This window comes from Marinobacter profundi (assembly GCF_002744715.1).
In the GTDB taxonomy this organism is placed as follows: domain Bacteria; phylum Pseudomonadota; class Gammaproteobacteria; order Pseudomonadales; family Oleiphilaceae; genus Marinobacter; species Marinobacter profundi.
This window is the reverse complement of the sequence record NZ_KZ319369.1, coordinates 150,272-166,182: the sequence shown is the minus strand read 5'-3', so window position 1 is coordinate 166,182 and position 15,911 is coordinate 150,272. Positions and strand designations below refer to the sequence as shown.

The 15,911-nt window shown below is 62.9% G+C and carries 17 protein-coding genes; 13 read left to right on the top strand and 4 right to left on the bottom strand.

The window, feature by feature from the left end; all coding sequences use genetic code 11:
- The first annotated feature begins 6 nt into the window (after positions 1 to 6).
- From CLH61_RS06280 to trmL, 9 genes are all read left to right on the top strand, one after another.
- On the top strand, positions 7 to 1,260 hold the full coding sequence (locus CLH61_RS06280; RefSeq protein WP_099613861.1) for an aminotransferase class V-fold PLP-dependent enzyme: 1,254 nt from the start codon (positions 7 to 9) through the stop codon (positions 1,258 to 1,260).
- 13 nt (positions 1,261 to 1,273) lie between these two features.
- Positions 1,274 to 1,627, top strand: a complete 354-nt coding sequence (locus CLH61_RS06275; protein ID WP_099613860.1) for a HesB/IscA family protein — start codon at positions 1,274 to 1,276, stop codon at positions 1,625 to 1,627.
- A gap of 58 nt (positions 1,628 to 1,685) precedes the next feature.
- Positions 1,686 to 2,228 (top strand): putative Fe-S cluster assembly protein SufT, encoded by a 543-nt coding sequence (sufT, locus tag CLH61_RS06270; RefSeq protein WP_099613859.1) that lies wholly within the window; start codon positions 1,686 to 1,688, stop codon positions 2,226 to 2,228.
- The gene (locus CLH61_RS06265; protein WP_099613858.1) at positions 2,229 to 2,690 is read left to right on the top strand and encodes a SufE family protein; all 462 of its coding nucleotides are present in this window, start codon (positions 2,229 to 2,231) and stop codon (positions 2,688 to 2,690) included.
- A 202-nt stretch (positions 2,691 to 2,892) separates the two neighbouring features.
- Positions 2,893 to 4,146 carry a conjugal transfer protein TraF gene (locus CLH61_RS06260; protein ID WP_099613857.1) on the top strand — a complete coding sequence of 418 codons (1,254 nt, stop codon included), beginning with the start codon at positions 2,893 to 2,895 and terminating at the stop codon, positions 4,144 to 4,146.
- Positions 4,147 to 4,296: 150 nt separating this feature from the next.
- On the top strand, positions 4,297 to 5,430 hold the full coding sequence (locus CLH61_RS06255) for a tRNA nucleotidyltransferase/poly(A) polymerase-related protein (RefSeq protein WP_099613856.1): 1,134 nt from the start codon (positions 4,297 to 4,299) through the stop codon (positions 5,428 to 5,430).
- 10 nt (positions 5,431 to 5,440) lie between these two features.
- Positions 5,441 to 6,211: a pteridine reductase gene (locus CLH61_RS06250; RefSeq protein ID WP_228152552.1), complete on the top strand. Its 771-nt coding sequence runs from the start codon at positions 5,441 to 5,443 to the stop codon at positions 6,209 to 6,211.
- A 151-nt stretch (positions 6,212 to 6,362) separates the two neighbouring features.
- Positions 6,363 to 7,541, top strand: coding sequence for an acetyl-CoA C-acetyltransferase (locus CLH61_RS06245; protein WP_099613854.1), 1,179 nt, complete (start codon positions 6,363 to 6,365; stop codon positions 7,539 to 7,541).
- A 6-nt stretch (positions 7,542 to 7,547) separates the two neighbouring features.
- On the top strand, positions 7,548 to 8,012 hold the full coding sequence (gene trmL, locus CLH61_RS06240) for a tRNA (uridine(34)/cytosine(34)/5-carboxymethylaminomethyluridine(34)-2'-O)-methyltransferase TrmL (RefSeq protein WP_099613853.1): 465 nt from the start codon (positions 7,548 to 7,550) through the stop codon (positions 8,010 to 8,012).
- 75 nt (positions 8,013 to 8,087) lie between these two features.
- On the opposite strand, the gene secB is transcribed toward trmL, so the two are convergent.
- Positions 8,088 to 8,588 carry a protein-export chaperone SecB gene (gene secB, locus CLH61_RS06235; protein WP_099613852.1) on the bottom strand — a complete coding sequence of 167 codons (501 nt, stop codon included), beginning with the start codon at positions 8,586 to 8,588 and terminating at the stop codon, positions 8,088 to 8,090.
- Between the two features lie 142 nt (positions 8,589 to 8,730).
- The gene (locus tag CLH61_RS06230; protein ID WP_099613851.1) at positions 8,731 to 9,147 is read right to left on the bottom strand and encodes a rhodanese-like domain-containing protein; all 417 of its coding nucleotides are present in this window, start codon (positions 9,145 to 9,147) and stop codon (positions 8,731 to 8,733) included.
- A gap of 142 nt (positions 9,148 to 9,289) precedes the next feature.
- On the opposite strand from CLH61_RS06230, the gene gpmM reads away from it, so the two are divergent.
- The 4 genes from gpmM to CLH61_RS06210 all read left to right on the top strand — a co-directional run bounded on the left by gpmM (position 9,290) and on the right by CLH61_RS06210 (position 14,300).
- Positions 9,290 to 10,837: a 2,3-bisphosphoglycerate-independent phosphoglycerate mutase gene (gpmM, locus tag CLH61_RS06225; RefSeq protein WP_099613850.1), complete on the top strand. Its 1,548-nt coding sequence runs from the start codon at positions 9,290 to 9,292 to the stop codon at positions 10,835 to 10,837.
- Positions 10,834 to 11,970, top strand: coding sequence for a murein hydrolase activator EnvC family protein (locus CLH61_RS06220; RefSeq protein ID WP_099613849.1), 1,137 nt, complete (start codon positions 10,834 to 10,836; stop codon positions 11,968 to 11,970). The genes gpmM and CLH61_RS06220 overlap by 4 nt, the downstream gene beginning before the upstream one ends.
- Positions 11,971 to 12,084: 114 nt before the next feature.
- Positions 12,085 to 13,479 carry a S41 family peptidase gene (locus CLH61_RS06215; protein ID WP_099613848.1) on the top strand — a complete coding sequence of 465 codons (1,395 nt, stop codon included), beginning with the start codon at positions 12,085 to 12,087 and terminating at the stop codon, positions 13,477 to 13,479.
- Positions 13,479 to 14,300 carry a divergent polysaccharide deacetylase family protein gene (locus CLH61_RS06210; RefSeq protein WP_099613847.1) on the top strand — a complete coding sequence of 274 codons (822 nt, stop codon included), beginning with the start codon at positions 13,479 to 13,481 and terminating at the stop codon, positions 14,298 to 14,300. Before CLH61_RS06215 ends, CLH61_RS06210 begins: the two co-directional genes overlap by 1 nt.
- A 54-nt stretch (positions 14,301 to 14,354) precedes the next feature.
- On the opposite strand, the gene hisF is transcribed toward CLH61_RS06210, so the two are convergent.
- Both hisF and hisA read right to left on the bottom strand, forming a co-directional pair.
- Positions 14,355 to 15,128 carry an imidazole glycerol phosphate synthase subunit HisF gene (hisF, locus tag CLH61_RS06205; protein ID WP_099613846.1) on the bottom strand — a complete coding sequence of 258 codons (774 nt, stop codon included), beginning with the start codon at positions 15,126 to 15,128 and terminating at the stop codon, positions 14,355 to 14,357.
- Between the two features lie 3 nt (positions 15,129 to 15,131).
- On the bottom strand, positions 15,132 to 15,878 hold the full coding sequence (gene hisA, locus CLH61_RS06200) for a 1-(5-phosphoribosyl)-5-[(5-phosphoribosylamino)methylideneamino]imidazole-4-carboxamide isomerase (protein WP_099613845.1): 747 nt from the start codon (positions 15,876 to 15,878) through the stop codon (positions 15,132 to 15,134).
- Between the last annotated feature and the right edge of the window lie 33 nt (positions 15,879 to 15,911).

Below are 15,911 nucleotides of genomic sequence, written 5' to 3'. Positions count from 1 at the left end.
CCGGTTATGACTGACCTGTCCGTGGCAAATTCCGCCAACAAGCCGGCGTTCGACGCAGCAGCCATCCGCCGGGACTTTCCGATCCTGGCGCAACAGGTGAATGGCAAGCCGCTGGTGTATCTGGATAACGGAGCGTCGGCCCAGAAGCCGCTGGCCGTCCTGGATGCCATGGATCGTTATTACCGGGAGATGCACTCCAACGTCCACCGCGGTGCCCACACCCTGGGAGACCGCGCCACCGCGGCCTTTGAAGGAGCCAGGGAGATTGTCCGCGACTTTCTCAATGCCGCCAGCACCCGCGAAATCATCTGGACCCGCGGCACCACCGAGGCCATTAACCTGGTGGCCAACGGCCTGGCACCGCAACTGCGGGAAGGCGACGAGATTCTGGTCAGCCAGATGGAACACCACGCCAACATCGTGCCCTGGCAAATGATTGCCGCGCGTACCGGCGCCCGGGTGGTGCCGGTACAGGTCACCCCCGGGGGAGAGCTTGACCTGGAGTCTTTCGACAGCCTGCTGGGTGACCGCACCCGGGTCCTGGCCATCACCCATGTATCCAACGTACTGGGTACCGTCAATCCGGTTGCCGAGCTGATTGCCCGGGCCAAGGCCCGCGGGGTGATCACCCTGGTCGATGGCGCCCAGGCGGTGCCCCATTTCCAGCCCGATGTTCAGGCGCTGGATTGCGACTTCTACGCGTTCTCGTCCCACAAGGTGTTCGGCCCCACCGGCATTGGCGCACTGTATGGCAAGGCTGCGCTGCTGGAAGCCATGCCCCCTTACCAGGGCGGCGGTGAAATGATCGAGCGGGTGTCCTTTAGCGGCACCACCTGGAACGTGTTGCCATACAAATTCGAGGCGGGCACACCAGCCATCGCCGAAGCGGTCGGCCTGGGCGCTGCCATCAAGTACCTTGGCCAGCTTGACCGGCCAGCCGTTGAAGCCGCCGAAAACGCCCTGCTGGACCGCGCCAACCAGCTGGTTGAATCCGTGCCCGGCATGGAAATCATCGGCACCGCCAGCCACAAGGTGCCGGTGATGTCGTTCAAGATTGCCGGCCTGCACCCCAGTGATATCGGCACCCTGCTGGATCAGCAGGGCATTGCCATCCGCACTGGTCACCATTGCGCCATGCCGCTGATGGACTTCTACGGAGTTCCCGGTACAGCCCGGGCCTCCTTTGCGTTCTACAATACGTTAGATGAGGTGGACCAGTTGTTCACCGCTCTGCAAAAAATCCAGCGTCTGTTTGCCTGATGGAGGTGGTTCAATGACAGCCGAAGTCTTTACGCCGACCGTGGGAGTGTCGATGACACCCGCCGCGGTCAAGCACGTGCGCAAACAACTCGACAAGAAGCCGGAAGCCAAAGGCATCCGCCTGGCAATCCGCAAGAGCGGCTGCTCCGGCTTCAAGTATGAAACCCAATGGGTGGAAGAACCGGGCAGTGATGACCGCATCTTCCACATCGACGGCGTGGATGTGTTCGTCAGGGAAGAACACCTGCCGCTGGTTAATGGCATCGAGATCGACTTTGTCACCCAAGGCGTGAATTCCATGTTCCAGTTCCGTAACCCCAACGCCACGGCGGAGTGTGGTTGCGGAGAAAGTTTCACGGTTGCCTGAACCGGGCCGGTCAACGGCAGTCAGGTAATCAACAGTCAACAGCGAGGCCAGCTTGGGCATGCAAGAACGGGAAGTGGTGCTGACCAAACGTGAGGTGGAAGCCCGCCTTGTACCGTCCGGAACCGAGATCATGATTCCGTCGGATACCTTTGTGACCATCACCCAGGCACTCGGGGGCACGTTTACCGTGGCCGTCAATGGCAACCTGGCCCGCATCGAGGGCCACGACGCCGACGCCCTCGGCAAGCAGCCCCTGGAAAGCAGCTTCGAAACCCCGGAAGACGGTTCCGTCAACGAAAACCAGGTCTGGGAAGCCCTGCGCAACTGCTACGACCCGGAAATCCCGGTCAATGTGGTGGATCTCGGCCTGATCTACGAGTGCGACGTGCGCAACGGTACCGACGCCGGCAACGAGGTCTTCGTCAAGATGACCCTGACAGCCGCCGGCTGTGGCATGGGCCCGGTCATCACCGAAGATGTCCGACGCAAACTCGAGCATGTTCCCAACGTGGACAAGGTGACCGTCGAGCTGACCTTCGATCCGCCCTGGAGCAACGACATGCTGACCGACGAAGCCAAGCTTGAACTGGGAATGCTGTAAATGACCGCCAGTGTACAGGACTTTCTGAACAACCCGCTCGGCAAGGACACCCGCCTGGAAGACGTGCTCGATGCCTTCGAGTTCCTCGACGACTGGGAGGAGCGTTACGCCTACATCATTGACCTGGGCAAGCAGTTGCCGGCGTTTCCGGACGACGCCCGCGTCGAGGAAAACTACGTCCACGGCTGCCAGAGCCAGGTGTGGCTGATTCATCACTACGATGAGGCCAGCGGCAAACTCTATCTGCTGATCGACTCCGACGCCATGATTGTCCGCGGCCTGGCTGCGATCATCCTGGTGGCACTCAACGGCAAGACCCCACGGGACCTGCTGGCTACCGACATCGACGAACTGTTCGAGCAGCTGGACCTGTTCCGCCACATTTCGCCGACCCGCGGCAACGGCCTGCGCGCCATGGTGGGCAAGATTCGCGACCTTGCAGCGCTGACCGGCCAGGCCTGAGCCCTCGTATCACTTGCCGCTGCCCTCAGCCCGGCCCCGCCGGGCCGAACCTCCCCGACATTAACAGTTGGTAAACAATCCGTTACCAGTTACCCCATGCCGGCCCGGCGGAACTCTATTAATCTCCTGAACGTGTCTTTGGCGACATAACTGACTGATTTAATAATGTCGCCGCTTTTCATAACCAGGAGAGACCCTTTTCATGCGCGCTGTACCCGTATCCCGGCTTGCCCTGGCCATCAGCCTGTCGGCTGCTACCACCTCCGCCCTGGCCGCCCCCCAGAACTTCCTGACCGCCCGCTCGTTCGCCATGGGCGGCACCGGCGTGGCCATTGCTCACCCGGCTGCAGCCAACAGTGCCAATCCGGCCATGCTGGCGGCGGACCACCACGCCTGGTCCGACGATTTCGGGCTGATCCTGCCGTCCGTCAATGCCCGCGTTGCCGACGACGAGGACACCGTCGACCAGATTGACGACATGCAAACCACCATCGACCGCATCGATGACGCCATTAACACCCTCGATACCGCCGGAGCCCAGGCCGGCGCCGCAGACCTCCGCCGCCAGCTGCAGGATTTCGATAAAGACACCATGCGGGTTGATGCCGGTCTTGGCATCAGCCTCGCGATCCCCAACAACACCCTGTCGGTGGGCTTTTTCACCCAGGGCAGTCTGCGGGCCACAGTGCGCGGCGAGTATGATGACAATGACGATGCCCTGCTGGCGGCTATTGAAAACGGCGCGCTGAATCCCGGCTTTGCCGACCAGCTGCAGTCACGGGGCAGCATCCTGGCCTCCGCCGTCGCCGAAGTGGGGCTGAGCTTTGCCCGCACGGTAACCCTGCAGGACAACCGCAGCTTGCAGCTGGGCGTGTCACCGAAATACGTTGAGTTGCGCACATTCCAGTACACCGAAACCGTCTCCGGCTTCGACGATAACGACTTCGACGCCAGCACCTACGAAACCAGCAAGAGCGGCCTGAACTTCGACATCGGCGCCGCCTACCGTTTCGGCACGGAACAGCAATGGAACCTCGGCGCGGCGGTTCGCAACATCATTCCCATGGACCTGGACTCGGCAGCGACCCGTCCTGAACTGGGCGAGGAAGTCCGCACCCTGGAGCTGAATCCACAACTGACCGTCGGCATTGCCCACGCCAGCGAATACCATGTGGTGACTGCAGAGCTGGACCTGACCAAACAGCAGGCCTTCGGCTATGAAGACGACACCCAGTGGCTGGCTCTGGGTGCGGAGTTCGATGCCCTGCGCTACGCCCAGCTGCGCATCGGGGTCCGGCAGAACCTTGCGGATAACAGCGGAAACAAAGGTGTTGAAGAGTCGACCCAGCTGACCGCGGGCCTGGGCCTGAACCCTTTCGGTGCCCGTCTCGATATCGGCGCGCTGGTCAGTGATGCCGAGTTCGGCGCCGCACTCGAATTCGGTGTTGCGTTCTGACCTCCCGCCACTGATCAGACACTATCAAAAGGCCCGTTCCCCAACGGGCCTTTTAATTCCCGGTTTGCACCCCGGCGGCTGCCCGCCGATAATCTCCCCGTTTCACCCACGCACACGGGACTTGTCCCTCCAGAAAAGGCAGCAGGATTCATGGAAACCTATCTCGTTGGCGGCGCGGTGCGGGACGAACTGCTCGGCCTGCCGGTCAAGGACCGGGACTGGGTCGTGGTCGGCGCCACCCCCGAAGACATGCTGGCCAGGGGATTCAAACAGGTCGGCGCGGACTTCCCGGTGTTCCTGCACCCGAAGACCCGTGAGGAATACGCCCTCGCCCGCACCGAGCGCAAGCAGGGCCGCGGCTACCACGGTTTCGAGGTGTACAGCGCACCGGACGTGACCCTCGAGGACGATCTGCGCCGTCGCGACCTCACCATCAACGCCATGGCAAAATCCGATACCGGCGAACTGGTCGATCCGTTTCATGGCCGCGACCACCTCGCCGCCCGGCAACTTCACCACGTCTCCAGCGCATTCGCCGAGGACCCGCTGCGCATCCTGCGCACCGCCCGTTTCGCCGCCCGATTTGCCCCCCAGGGCTTCACCGTGGCCGGGGAGACCATGGCGCTGATGCGGGACATGGTACGCTCCGGCGAAGTTGGCCACCTGGTCCCGGAGCGGGTCTGGCAGGAAATCCAGCGCGCCCTGATGGAACAGTCGCCGACCACGTTCTTTGACGTCCTGCAGGCGTGCGGAGCGCTGACGGTGCTGATTCCCGAACTGGAGGAGCCCTCCATCCTGGCAGGGGCCATGACCGCGTTACAGTGTTGCCAGGCCCATGACTGGCCCCTGGAGGTGCGGTTCGCCGCGCTGCTGAGCGCCGTCGGCGCCGCTGCCGCCATTGACCGTGCGGCAGCCCTCAAGGCCCCGAACGACTGCAAGGACCTTGCCCGGCTTTGCGTTACCCTGGGCCCTGCCATCGCCCGGGTCACCGGGAATGGCGATAGTGAAACGAGCGACCAGTGCGCCGAAGCCGTGCTGGACATCCTCGAACAGGCCGATGTGTGGCGCCGCCCCGAGCGCTTTGAGCGGCTGTTACAGGCCTGCCGCTGCACGCTCGCCGACACCCGGCCAGCCGGCTTTGATATCCTCGAGCAAGCCGTGGCAGCCGCCCGCGCCGTCAACCCCCGGGAACTGATGGCACAGGGCCACAAGGGCAAGGCACTCGGTGAGGCGATCCGGAACGAGCGCTTGCGTCGTATTGCAGACATTCTGACCGCCCACTAAGGAGCCCGCTGTGGATTCCGCACATCCGTCACCCGCAATGATCGCCAGCCCCGTCGCCCTGGTTACCGGTGCCGCACACCGCCTCGGTGCCCGCACCGCCAGCCGGCTCCATGAGCGGGGCTGGAACGTCATCATCCACTACCGCGCCCGCAAGGCTGAGGCCGAGGCCCTGGTTGCCAGCCTCAACCAGTGCCGCCCGGACAGCGCAATGGCCATCGCGGCAGAACTGGACCGCGACCAGGACCTCGGCCGCCTCGCCACGGACGCCGTCGCCTGCTGGGGACGACTTGATGCCCTGGTCAATAACGCCTCGGTGTTCTATCCGAACCCGACCGACGAGGCCACCGCTGCCGACTGGGATCGCATCATGCACACCAACCTGCGCGCGCCGTTCTTCCTCGGCCAGGCGTTGCTGCCGGCGCTGCGAGCCAGCAGGGGCAGCATCGTCAACCTGATCGACATTTACAGCGAACGCCCGTTGCCGGACCATCCGCTCTACTGCGCCAGCAAAGCCGGCCTGGCCGCGCTGACCCGCTCCTGGGCGCGGGATCTGGCGCCTGATATCCGGGTCAACGGCGTATCACCCGGCGCTATCCTCTGGCCCGGCGGCGATGCCGCCATCAACGAGCAGTACCAGCAGAGCATTCTTGCCAAAACCCCGCTGGCGCGCACCGGCAATCCCGATGACATTGCCGCCGCCATCACTTTCCTCGTCTGTGACGCCCCCTTTGTCACCGGCCAGATCCTTGCAGTCGATGGCGGCCGCAGCCTGAATATGTAGCGCTGCAGTTGCCACCCCCGCCGGCTCCGGGGGCCGGCAACTGCTTGGGTGCAGCCACGGCTTTCCGATACAATGCCAACGCAACCATTCCCCCGGGGCGGCAACGAAGCCAATTTGCTGCCCCCGTTATCCTCTCAACCGGAGAAGATTCATGCGTGACGTCGTAATTGTTGCCGCCAAGCGCACCGCCGTCGGTGCTTTCGGCGGGTCACTGGCCAGCCTTCGCGCCGATCAGCTGGGCAGCGCCGTAATCCGCGCCCTGCTGGAAGAAACCGGCGTTGCTGCGGACCAGATCAACGAAGTGGTACTCGGCCAGGTCCTGACCGCCGGCTGCGGCCAGAACCCGGCGCGCCAGGCTTCCATCAACGCTGGGATACCCGCTTCGGTGCCGGCCATGACCATCAACAAGGTTTGCGGCTCCGGTCTCAAGGCCATTCACATGGCGGTCCAGGCAATCCGTTGTGGCGACGCCGAGATGATGATTGCCGGCGGCCAGGAAAGCATGAGCCAGTCGCCCCACGTTGTTCCCAACAGCCGCAACGGCCAGCGCATGGGTAACTGGACGATGATCGACACCATGATCAACGACGGCCTGTGGGATGCCTTCAACGATTACCACATGGGCATCACCGCCGAGAACGTCGTCGAAAAATACGGCATCAGCCGCGAGGAACAGGATGCCTTCGCCGCGGCATCCCAGCAAAAGGCGGTGGCCGCCCAACAGGCCGGCCATTTTGATGGCCAGATCGTGCCGCTGAGCATCCCCCAGCGCAAGGGCGACCCGATCGTCGTGGACCGCGACGAGAACCCCCGCGATGGCGTAACCGCAGGCAGCCTCGCCAAGCTGCGCCCTGCGTTCAAGAAGGACGGCACCGTCACTGCCGGCAACGCCTCGTCACTGAACGACGGCGCGGCCGCGGTGCTGGTTTGCAGCGCCGACAAAGCCCGCGAGCTGGGCCTGACCCCGCTGGCCACCATCCGCGCCCACGCCAGCGCCGGTGTCGACCCCACCATCATGGGTACCGGGCCGATCCCGGCCAGCCAGCTCTGTCTGCAACGGGCCGGCTGGAGTGTCGACGACCTGGACTTGATCGAAGCCAACGAAGCCTTTGCCGCCCAGGCCATCTCGGTGAACCGGGATATGGGCTGGGACACCGACAAGGTGAACGTCAATGGCGGCGCCATTGCCCTCGGCCACCCGATCGGTGCTTCCGGTTGCCGGATTCTCGTCAGCCTGCTGCACGAGATGGCACGCCGTGACGCCCGCAAAGGCCTGGCAACCCTGTGCATCGGCGGCGGCATGGGTGTCGCCCTGGCGGTCGAGCGCTAAGCGCCGGTGTTTAACGTCGTGCTGTACGAGCCGGAGATACCGCCGAATACCGGCAATATCATCCGGCTCTGCGCCAACACCGGCTGCCAGCTCCATCTGATCGAACCGCTGGGATTTTCCCTCGAAGACAAGCAGATGAGGCGGGCCGGGCTGGACTACAGCGAATACGCCAGGGTGAAGGTGCATCGCGATTACCCGACCTTCCTGACCGCCGAGCAGCCGACCCGGTTGTTTGGCCTGACCACCAAGGGCTCCCGCCCCTACCATGAGGTCAGCTTTCGGGCGGGGGATTACCTGATGTTTGGCCCGGAGACTCGCGGCCTGCCGGCCGATATCCGCGACGCGCTACCCGAGGGCCACCGGCTGCGGGTACCGATGCGACCGGAGAGCCGCAGTCTCAACCTGTCCAACACAGCGGCCCTGGTGGTGTACGAGGCCTGGCGACAGCTGGGATTTGACGGTGCGGTGTAGAAAGCGCTGCTCCCAGCCATAAAAAAACCGGCCATTCGTGGCCGGTTTTTTTATGGCATTGCCGGGCTGGCGGGATCAGTGCGTCTGCTCTTCCCGGGCTTCGCCTGCGGCCTCTTCCTGCTTGCGCTGCAGGGCCTGGGCGTAAATCGCGTCAAAGTTGACGGGGGCCAGCATCAAAGCCGGGAAGCTGCCCTTGTTCACCACGCCGTCAATGGACTCGCGGGCGTAGGGGAACAGGATGTTCGGGCAATAGGCACCGAGCATCTGACCCAGCTGGGGCCCTTCAATGCCCTGTACCAGGAAAACCCCGGCCTGCTGGATCTCGACCAGGTAGGCAACCTTTTCCCCCAGCTTGCAGGTAACCGTCAATGACAGCACCACCTCATACTGGTTGTCGCTGATCTTGGTGTGACTGGTGTTCAGGTCCAGGTTGACCTGCGGCTTCCACTGCTCCTGGAAAACCACCGGGGCATTCGGTGATTCGAAAGACAGGTCCTTCAGGTAAATCCGCTGCAGGTGGAACTGCGGCTGGTTCGGGTTTTCACTGCCTGCTGCGGCCTGCTGATTTTCAGCCATGTTCAATCCTTTCGGTCTCGGTAGGGCCCGCGGGCCCTGTTATTGTTTAAAGCGCGGCCGGAACAGTTAACCCCTGGCTCCGCGTACGGATGTGAAACAGTGCGTCAGATTCGCGCGCAATTCAAGAGGCGGACGCGATCGCTTATTTGCGGACCAGCGGCAGGTTGCTGCCCTTCCAGTCAGCAATGCCACCATTGAGCCGGACCACGTTGGTATACCCTTCCGCCGTCAGCTGCTTCACCGCCAGGGCGGCATGCTGGCCCATCTTGTCCACCACAATGATCTGCTTGTCCTTGTGCTTCTTGAGCTCCGCGGCGCGCTCCTTGATGCTGCTCAGCGGGATATGGACCGAGCCGGTGATCCGACCCTCGTTGAAATCCTTGCGGTCACGGATGTCCACCACAATGGCTTCGTCACGGTTGATCAGACTGACTGCCGCCTGAGCCGATACCTTCTGGCCGCCGCGACGCGATTCCAGCAACAGGATCGCTGCCAGAAGTGCCACAAACAGGGACGCCAGAATGTAGTGATTGACGACGAACTCGAACAACCTTTCCATGAAAACACCCTACTGATTAATTTCGCGGAATTATACACACCCGCGGCCGGTGACAGAAGGCGGCGTCCATAGCCTGAGATCACGAAAACGGTTAGAATTCGCGTTCCAGCTTGTAAACAGTCCAACCATACCGGAACGAGTGATGACCACGACGCGCAAGCCGACTGCCCTGATTATTCTCGATGGCTGGGGCCACCGGGACCCGGCCGAAGACAACGCCATCAGCAATGCCAACACGCCCTACTGGGACCAGATCTGGCAACAGCAGCCGAAGACCCTGATCAACACCTCCGGTATGTTCGTCGGCCTGCCCCAGGGCCAGATGGGCAATTCCGAAGTTGGCCACATGAACCTTGGCGCCGGTCGCGTGGTCTACCAGAGCCTGACCCGCATCGACAAGGACCTGGCCGACGGTACCTTCAATGAAAACCCGGTGCTGTGCGCGGCAATCGACAAGGCCGTCAGCGGCGGTCGTGCCGTCCACCTGATGGGTCTGCTCTCCCCGGGCGGTGTCCACAGCCACGAGGACCACATCCTCGCTGCCGCCGAACTGGCGGCCCGCCGCGGCGCCAGGGAAGTCTATATCCACGCCTTCCTCGACGGCCGTGACATGCCCCCCCGCAGCGCGCTGGCCTCCCTCGAGAAGGCCTCTGCCAAGCTCGCGGAACTGGGCGTCGGCCGGGTAGCCTCGATTGTCGGCCGTTACTTCGCCATGGACCGGGATAACCGCTGGGACCGGGTGGAAGCCGCCTACAACCTGATGACCCTGGGCGAAGGTGAGTTTACCGCCAACACCGCGGTGGCCGGTCTTGAGATGGCCTACGCCCGCGACGAGAACGACGAGTTCGTCAAACCGACCCGCATCCGCGCGGCCGGCGACAGCGAAGGCACCATCAACGATGGCGACACCGTGCTGTTCATGAACTTCCGCGCCGACCGTGCCCGGGAAATGACCCGCACCTTCGTGGAGCGTGACTTTGACGGCTTTAACCGTCGCAAGCACCCGGAACTGGCCGACTTTGTCATGCTGACCGAGTATGCCGCCGACATCAGAACTGCCTGCGCCTACCCGCCGGAAACCCTGAGCAATGGCCTCGGCGAGTACGTCTCCAAGCTGGGCAAGACCCAGCTCCGCATCGCCGAAACCGAGAAGTACGCCCACGTCACCTTCTTCTTTAACGGTGGCCTGGAAACTCCGTTCGAGGGCGAAGACCGGATCCTGGTGCCGTCTCCGAAGGTCGCCACCTACGATCTGCAACCGGAAATGAGCGCTCCGGAAGTCACCGACAAGCTGGTGGAAGCCATCAAGAGCGGCAAGTACGACCTGGTGGTGTGCAACTACGCCAACGGCGACATGGTTGGCCACACCGGCAAGCTCGATGCGGCCATCAAGGCTGCTGAATGTCTCGATACCTGCGTGAGGCGGGTCTGCGAGGCGCTGGAAGAGGTCGGTGGCCAGGCGCTGATCACTGCAGACCACGGCAACTGCGAGCAGATGACCGACCCCACCTCCGGCCAGGTCCACACCGCACACACCATCGGCCCGGTGCCACTGGTGTATGTCGGCCCGCAGCCGGTAACCCTCAGTGACGACGGCAGCCTCAGCGACGTGGCACCTTCGCTGCTGACGCTGATGGGGCTTGACCAACCCGCTGAAATGACTGGCCACAGCCTGGTCAAGCTGGGTTGATCCTGCGCACCTTGCTGACCGCCGCACTGTTACTGGGTGCGGCGGCGGCACTGGCGCAAGAGCAGGTTACCCCCGGCCAGGTCAAAGCGCTCAAGGACAAGATCGCCAGTATCGACCAATGGCTCAATGAAGCCGAACAGGACCGCTCCAGCCTGGAGCGGCAGCTTCGTGATGTCGAGCAGGAAATCAGCCAGCTGACCCGTGAACGACGGGAGCTGCGGGGCAAAATTGCCGCCCAGGAACAGAACCTGGCGCAGCTGCAGCAGCAGGAAGCGGAGCTCAGGCGCACCCTGGAAAGCCAGCGCAAGAGTCTCAGGCAACAGGTCCGGGCCGCCTGGATGGAGGGCGACACCCCGGCCATTCGGGTACTGCTCAACGAGATCGACCCGGATCGCATTGCCCGCACCATGACCTACTACGAGTACCTGAGCAAGGATACCGTTACCCGTCTCGAAGCTTTCAACCGCAACCTGCGCGAACTGCAGCGTACCGAAAAGGACATGCTGGCAACCCGGCTGCGGCTTGGCGAACTGGAGAAAGGTGTCGCCGAGCGCCAGGACAAGCTGGAGGCCGGCAAGGCCAAACGCCAGCAGACCCTCGCCGCACTGAACAAAGACATCAATTACCGCAAGAACGAACGGCAGTCTCTCGATGCCGACCGCAAGCGGCTCGAAAAACTGCTGCGGGAAGTGGAGCAGGCCATCGCCAGCATCCCCGCCCCCAACGAATCGAAGCCTTTCCGCGCCCTGCGCAACAAGCTGCCATGGCCCGCCAAGGGCAAGGTCAGCCGCAGCTTTGGCGAAACCCTCGCCGAAGGCAAACTGCGCCACAACGGCCTGCTGATCAGCACCGGCAACGAAACCGACGTACGCGCCGTCCACTATGGCCGGGTGGTGTTTGCCAACTGGCTGCGGGGCTTTGGCCTGATCACCATCATCGATCATGGCGACGGCTACATGAGCCTTTATGGCCACAGCAGCAGCCTGTTGACCAGCCCCGGCGACTGGGTGGATGCCGGCGAAGTGATCGCCATTTCAGGCCAGACCGGCGGCACCACCGAGCCCGCAGTGTATTTTGAGATCCGCTACAAGGGCAAGCCGGACAACCCCCGCCGCTGGCTGGCAGGTCGCTGACTGACCGCCTGAATCGCGGTGCCTCACGGGTGCTGACAAAGCAGGCAGCTGACGCCATACTGTGAGGCACAGCTTCAGGAACCAATTCCACTATCAGAATAACAGGATACGTGAATGATAAGGGCAGGAAGAAACCCTCAGTCCACTCCCCGTGGTGCACTGGCACTGGCAACGTGCCTGGCCCTGCTCTCCGGGGCGGCAGGCGCACAGGACACTACACCGTCAAAGGAACAGATCCTCGAGTCCCTGCAGAACGGCGAGCAAGTGGAACTCCGGCTCCCTGACCCGGAAGAGCAATTGCCCCTTGAGGACCTGCGCAAGTTCACCGAGGTATTCAGCCGCATCAAGGATGCCTACGTCGAAGAAGTGGACGATCGTACCCTGCTGGAAAATGCCATCAAGGGTATGCTGTCCAACCTGGACCCCCATTCAACCTACCTGGCCCCCAAGGAATTTGAGCAGCTCGAGGAGAGCACCAGCGGCGAGTTTGGCGGCCTCGGCATTGAAGTGGGTATGGAGGACGGCTTCGTCAAGGTAATCGCCCCCATCGACGACACCCCGGCACAGAAAGCCGGTGTGCAGGCCGGCGACCTGATCATCAAGCTGGGCGACCAGCCGGTCAAAGGCATGTCCCTGGAAGAGGCGGTCAAGCTGATGCGCGGCAAACCCGGCACCACCCTGACCCTGACCATCATGCGGGAAGGCGAGAGTGCACCGATTGAAATAGACGTGGTGCGGGACATCATCAAGGTCAAGAGCATCAAGTCCCGGCTGATCGAGAACGGCTACGGCTATGTGCGCATCACCCAGTTCCAGGCCGAAACCGGCAGCGAGTTCGTCCGTGCCCTCGACGACCTGAAAAAAGACAACAAGGGCAAGCTGGACGGTGTGGTAATCGACCTGCGCAACAACCCCGGCGGCATCCTGCAGGCGGCGGTAGAAGCCGCCGATGCACTGCTGGACGAGGGCCTGATCGTGTACACCGAGGGCCGCATCCAGAGTTCGCGGCTGCGTTTCAGCGCCAAGCCCGGCGATCACATTGCCGGCACGCCGATAGTAGTGCTGATCAACGGTGGATCTGCCTCCGCGTCAGAGATTCTCGCCGGCGCCCTGCAAGACCACCACCGCGCTGTCGTCATGGGCACCCAGTCGTTCGGCAAGGGCAGCGTCCAGACCGTCATCCCCCTCGACGAAACCCATGCCATCAAGATGACCACCGCCCGCTACTTTACGCCGGACGGTCGCTCAATCCAGGCCAAGGGCATCACCCCCGATATCGAGGTGAAACCCGCCCGGCTGACCGAATTCGACGGCAAGCCGTTCTTCACCGAGGCGGACCTCAGCGGCCACCTCGAAAATGGCGATAGCGAGGCGGATGGCGAACCAGCCGAAGACGGCAGCGATGCCGACGCTTCGCCGGTGGACCGCGACTACCAGCTCCGCTCCGCACTCAACCTGCTCAAGGGAATGAAGATTCTCGACCGGGGCAGTCAGGGCCAGAGCAACTGATGCACCGTTGTATTCTGGCACTAGCACTCCTGCTCGGCCCGGCCTGCACCCTTGCGGCCGGACCGCAGGAAACCGGTCGCCACCAGGGGCCGCCCACCATTGCGATCATCATCGACGACATGGGGCATAACCTGGTAGAGGGCGAACGGCTGATTGCCCTCGAGCAACCTCTTACCCTGGCGTTCCTGCCCTATCGCCGCCACACTTCGCAGCTGGCCCGGCAGGCCCACCAGAACCACAAGGAGGTCATGCTGCACGCACCCATGGCCAACACCCGCAACTTCGGCCTCGGCCCGGGCGGCCTGACACCGGACATGGACCAGGACAGCATCCGCACCACCCTGCGCCGGGCGTTGCAGTCCATTCCCCACGTGCGCGGTGTCAATAACCATATGGGCAGCCTGCTGACCCAGCAGCTTGAGCCTATGGACTGGGTGATGTCGGAGCTGGACCGCTACCCGCTGTACTTTGTCGACAGCCGTACCATTGCCAACACCGTCGCCGGGGATGTGGCCACCGCCTACCAGATTCCCACCATGACCCGGGATGTCTTTCTGGACCACGAGCAAACCGAGGAATTTGTCCATCGCCAGTTCCAGCTGCTGATCCGCACTGCCAGGAAGAACGGTACTGCGGTGGGCATTGGCCATCCCCACCGGGTCACCGTGGATTATCTGGAGAAACACCTGCCGGAGCTTGATGCCCAGGGCATTGCCATTGCAACGGTCAGCGGGCTGTGGGCCATCCGCAATAACAACCAGCCGATGTTTGCCGAAGGCGACAAGCAACCGGTGTCGCCGGCGCTGGCGCGCAAGCCATAGCGGAAAAGAAAGGAAAAACCGACGGCGGGGTGGCAGTCACCCCGCCGGAAACGCTCAGTCGCGGACTTCGATGCCCTGAGCCTTCATGAACGCCTTGGCCTCGGGAATGGTGTGCTGGCCGAAGTGGAAAATGGAAGCCGCCAGCACTGCATCGGCGCCACCTTTGGTGACGCCATCCGCCAGGTGCTGCAGCTCGCCAACGCCGCCACTGGCAATCACCGGTACCGAAACCGCATCGCTCACGGCACGGGTCAGCTCCAGATCGAAGCCGATCTTGGTACCGTCACGGTCCATACTGGTCAGCAGCAACTCGCCTGCCCCCAGCTCGGTCATCTTGCGGGCCCATGCGACCACCTCCAGCCCGGTCGGCTTGCGGCCACCGTGAGTGAAAATTTCCCAGCGCGGCGCCTCGCCTTCACCACTCACCCGCTTGGCATCAATGGCGACAACGATACACTGGCTACCAAAACGCTCGGCGGCTTCCCGGACAAAGTCCGGATTGAAGACCGCCGCCGTGTTGATGGACACCTTGTCGGCACCGGCATTCAGCAGCTTGCGGATATCCTCCACCGTACGTACGCCGCCACCCACTGTCAGCGGAATGAACACCTGGCTCGCCATCCGCTCAACCGTCTCATAGGTGGTGTCGCGACTCTCGTGACTGGCAGTGATATCCAGAAAGGTAATCTCGTCAGCGCCCTGCTCGTTGTACTTGCGGGCCACCTCCACCGGATCACCGGCGTCGCGGATGTCGACAAAGTTTACCCCTTTGACCACCCGACCCTTATCCACGTCCAGGCAGGGAATGATGCGCTTGGCCAGCCCCATGACTCAGCTCCCCGCCTGCTCGAGGCTGTCGCAGAACGCCTGGGCTTCCGCCACATCCAGCGTACCTTCGTAGATGGCACGACCGGTGATCGCGCCGAGAATGCCTTTATCCGCCACGGTGGCCAGCTGGCGCAGGTCATCCATGTTGGTAACGCCACCGGAGGCTATCACCGGAATGCCACCCTGCTCCGCCAGCGCGGCGGTCGCTTCCACGTTGACCCCCTGCATCATGCCGTCGCGGGCGATATCGGTATACACAATGGCCTCGACGCCGTCATTGGCGAAGCGCTTCGCCAGATCCACTGCCATCACTTCGGAGACTTCTGCCCAGCCATCGGTGGCGACGCGGCCGTCTTTGGCATCCAGGCCGACAATGATGTGCCCCGGGAAGCGCTTGCACATCTCGGTGACGAACTCCGGCTCCTTGACCGCCTTGGTACCGATAATGACCCACTGCACGCCCGCCTTCAGGTAGGCGTCAATGGTTTCCGCAGACCGGATACCACCGCCGATCTGGATGGGCAGGTCCGGAAATTTGCGGGCAATCGCCTGCACAATCTCACCGTTGACCGGCTCACCGGCAAAGGCACCATTCAGATCAACCAGGTGCAGGCGACGGGCGCCTGCCTCCACCCAGCGGGTGGCCATGTCGACGGGGTCGTCACCGAACACGGTGGAGTCATCCATACGGCCCTGGCGCAGGCGTACACACTTGCCGTCTTTCAGATCAATGGCGGGGATAATCAGCATAAGTGGTCTTCCAGTAGATTCGGTCAGGCTGGG

Coding starts and splice junctions, on each gene's coding strand:
- CLH61_RS06280 (WP_099613861.1), top strand. CDS start 7: ATGACTGACCTGTCCGTGGCAAATTCCGCCAACAAGCCGGCGTTCGAC.
- CLH61_RS06275 (WP_099613860.1), top strand. CDS start 1,274: ATGACAGCCGAAGTCTTTACGCCGACCGTGGGAGTGTCGATGACACCC.
- sufT (WP_099613859.1), top strand. CDS start 1,686: ATGCAAGAACGGGAAGTGGTGCTGACCAAACGTGAGGTGGAAGCCCGC.
- CLH61_RS06265 (WP_099613858.1), top strand. CDS start 2,229: ATGACCGCCAGTGTACAGGACTTTCTGAACAACCCGCTCGGCAAGGAC.
- CLH61_RS06260 (WP_099613857.1), top strand. CDS start 2,893: ATGCGCGCTGTACCCGTATCCCGGCTTGCCCTGGCCATCAGCCTGTCG.
- CLH61_RS06255 (WP_099613856.1), top strand. CDS start 4,297: ATGGAAACCTATCTCGTTGGCGGCGCGGTGCGGGACGAACTGCTCGGC.
- CLH61_RS06245 (WP_099613854.1), top strand. CDS start 6,363: ATGCGTGACGTCGTAATTGTTGCCGCCAAGCGCACCGCCGTCGGTGCT.
- secB (WP_099613852.1), bottom strand. CDS start 8,588: ATGGCTGAAAATCAGCAGGCCGCAGCAGGCAGTGAAAACCCGAACCAG.
- CLH61_RS06230 (WP_099613851.1), bottom strand. CDS start 9,147: ATGGAAAGGTTGTTCGAGTTCGTCGTCAATCACTACATTCTGGCGTCC.
- gpmM (WP_099613850.1), top strand. CDS start 9,290: ATGACCACGACGCGCAAGCCGACTGCCCTGATTATTCTCGATGGCTGG.
- CLH61_RS06215 (WP_099613848.1), top strand. CDS start 12,085: ATGATAAGGGCAGGAAGAAACCCTCAGTCCACTCCCCGTGGTGCACTG.
- CLH61_RS06210 (WP_099613847.1), top strand. CDS start 13,479: ATGCACCGTTGTATTCTGGCACTAGCACTCCTGCTCGGCCCGGCCTGC.
- hisF (WP_099613846.1), bottom strand. CDS start 15,128: ATGGGGCTGGCCAAGCGCATCATTCCCTGCCTGGACGTGGATAAGGGT.
- hisA (WP_099613845.1), bottom strand. CDS start 15,878: ATGCTGATTATCCCCGCCATTGATCTGAAAGACGGCAAGTGTGTACGC.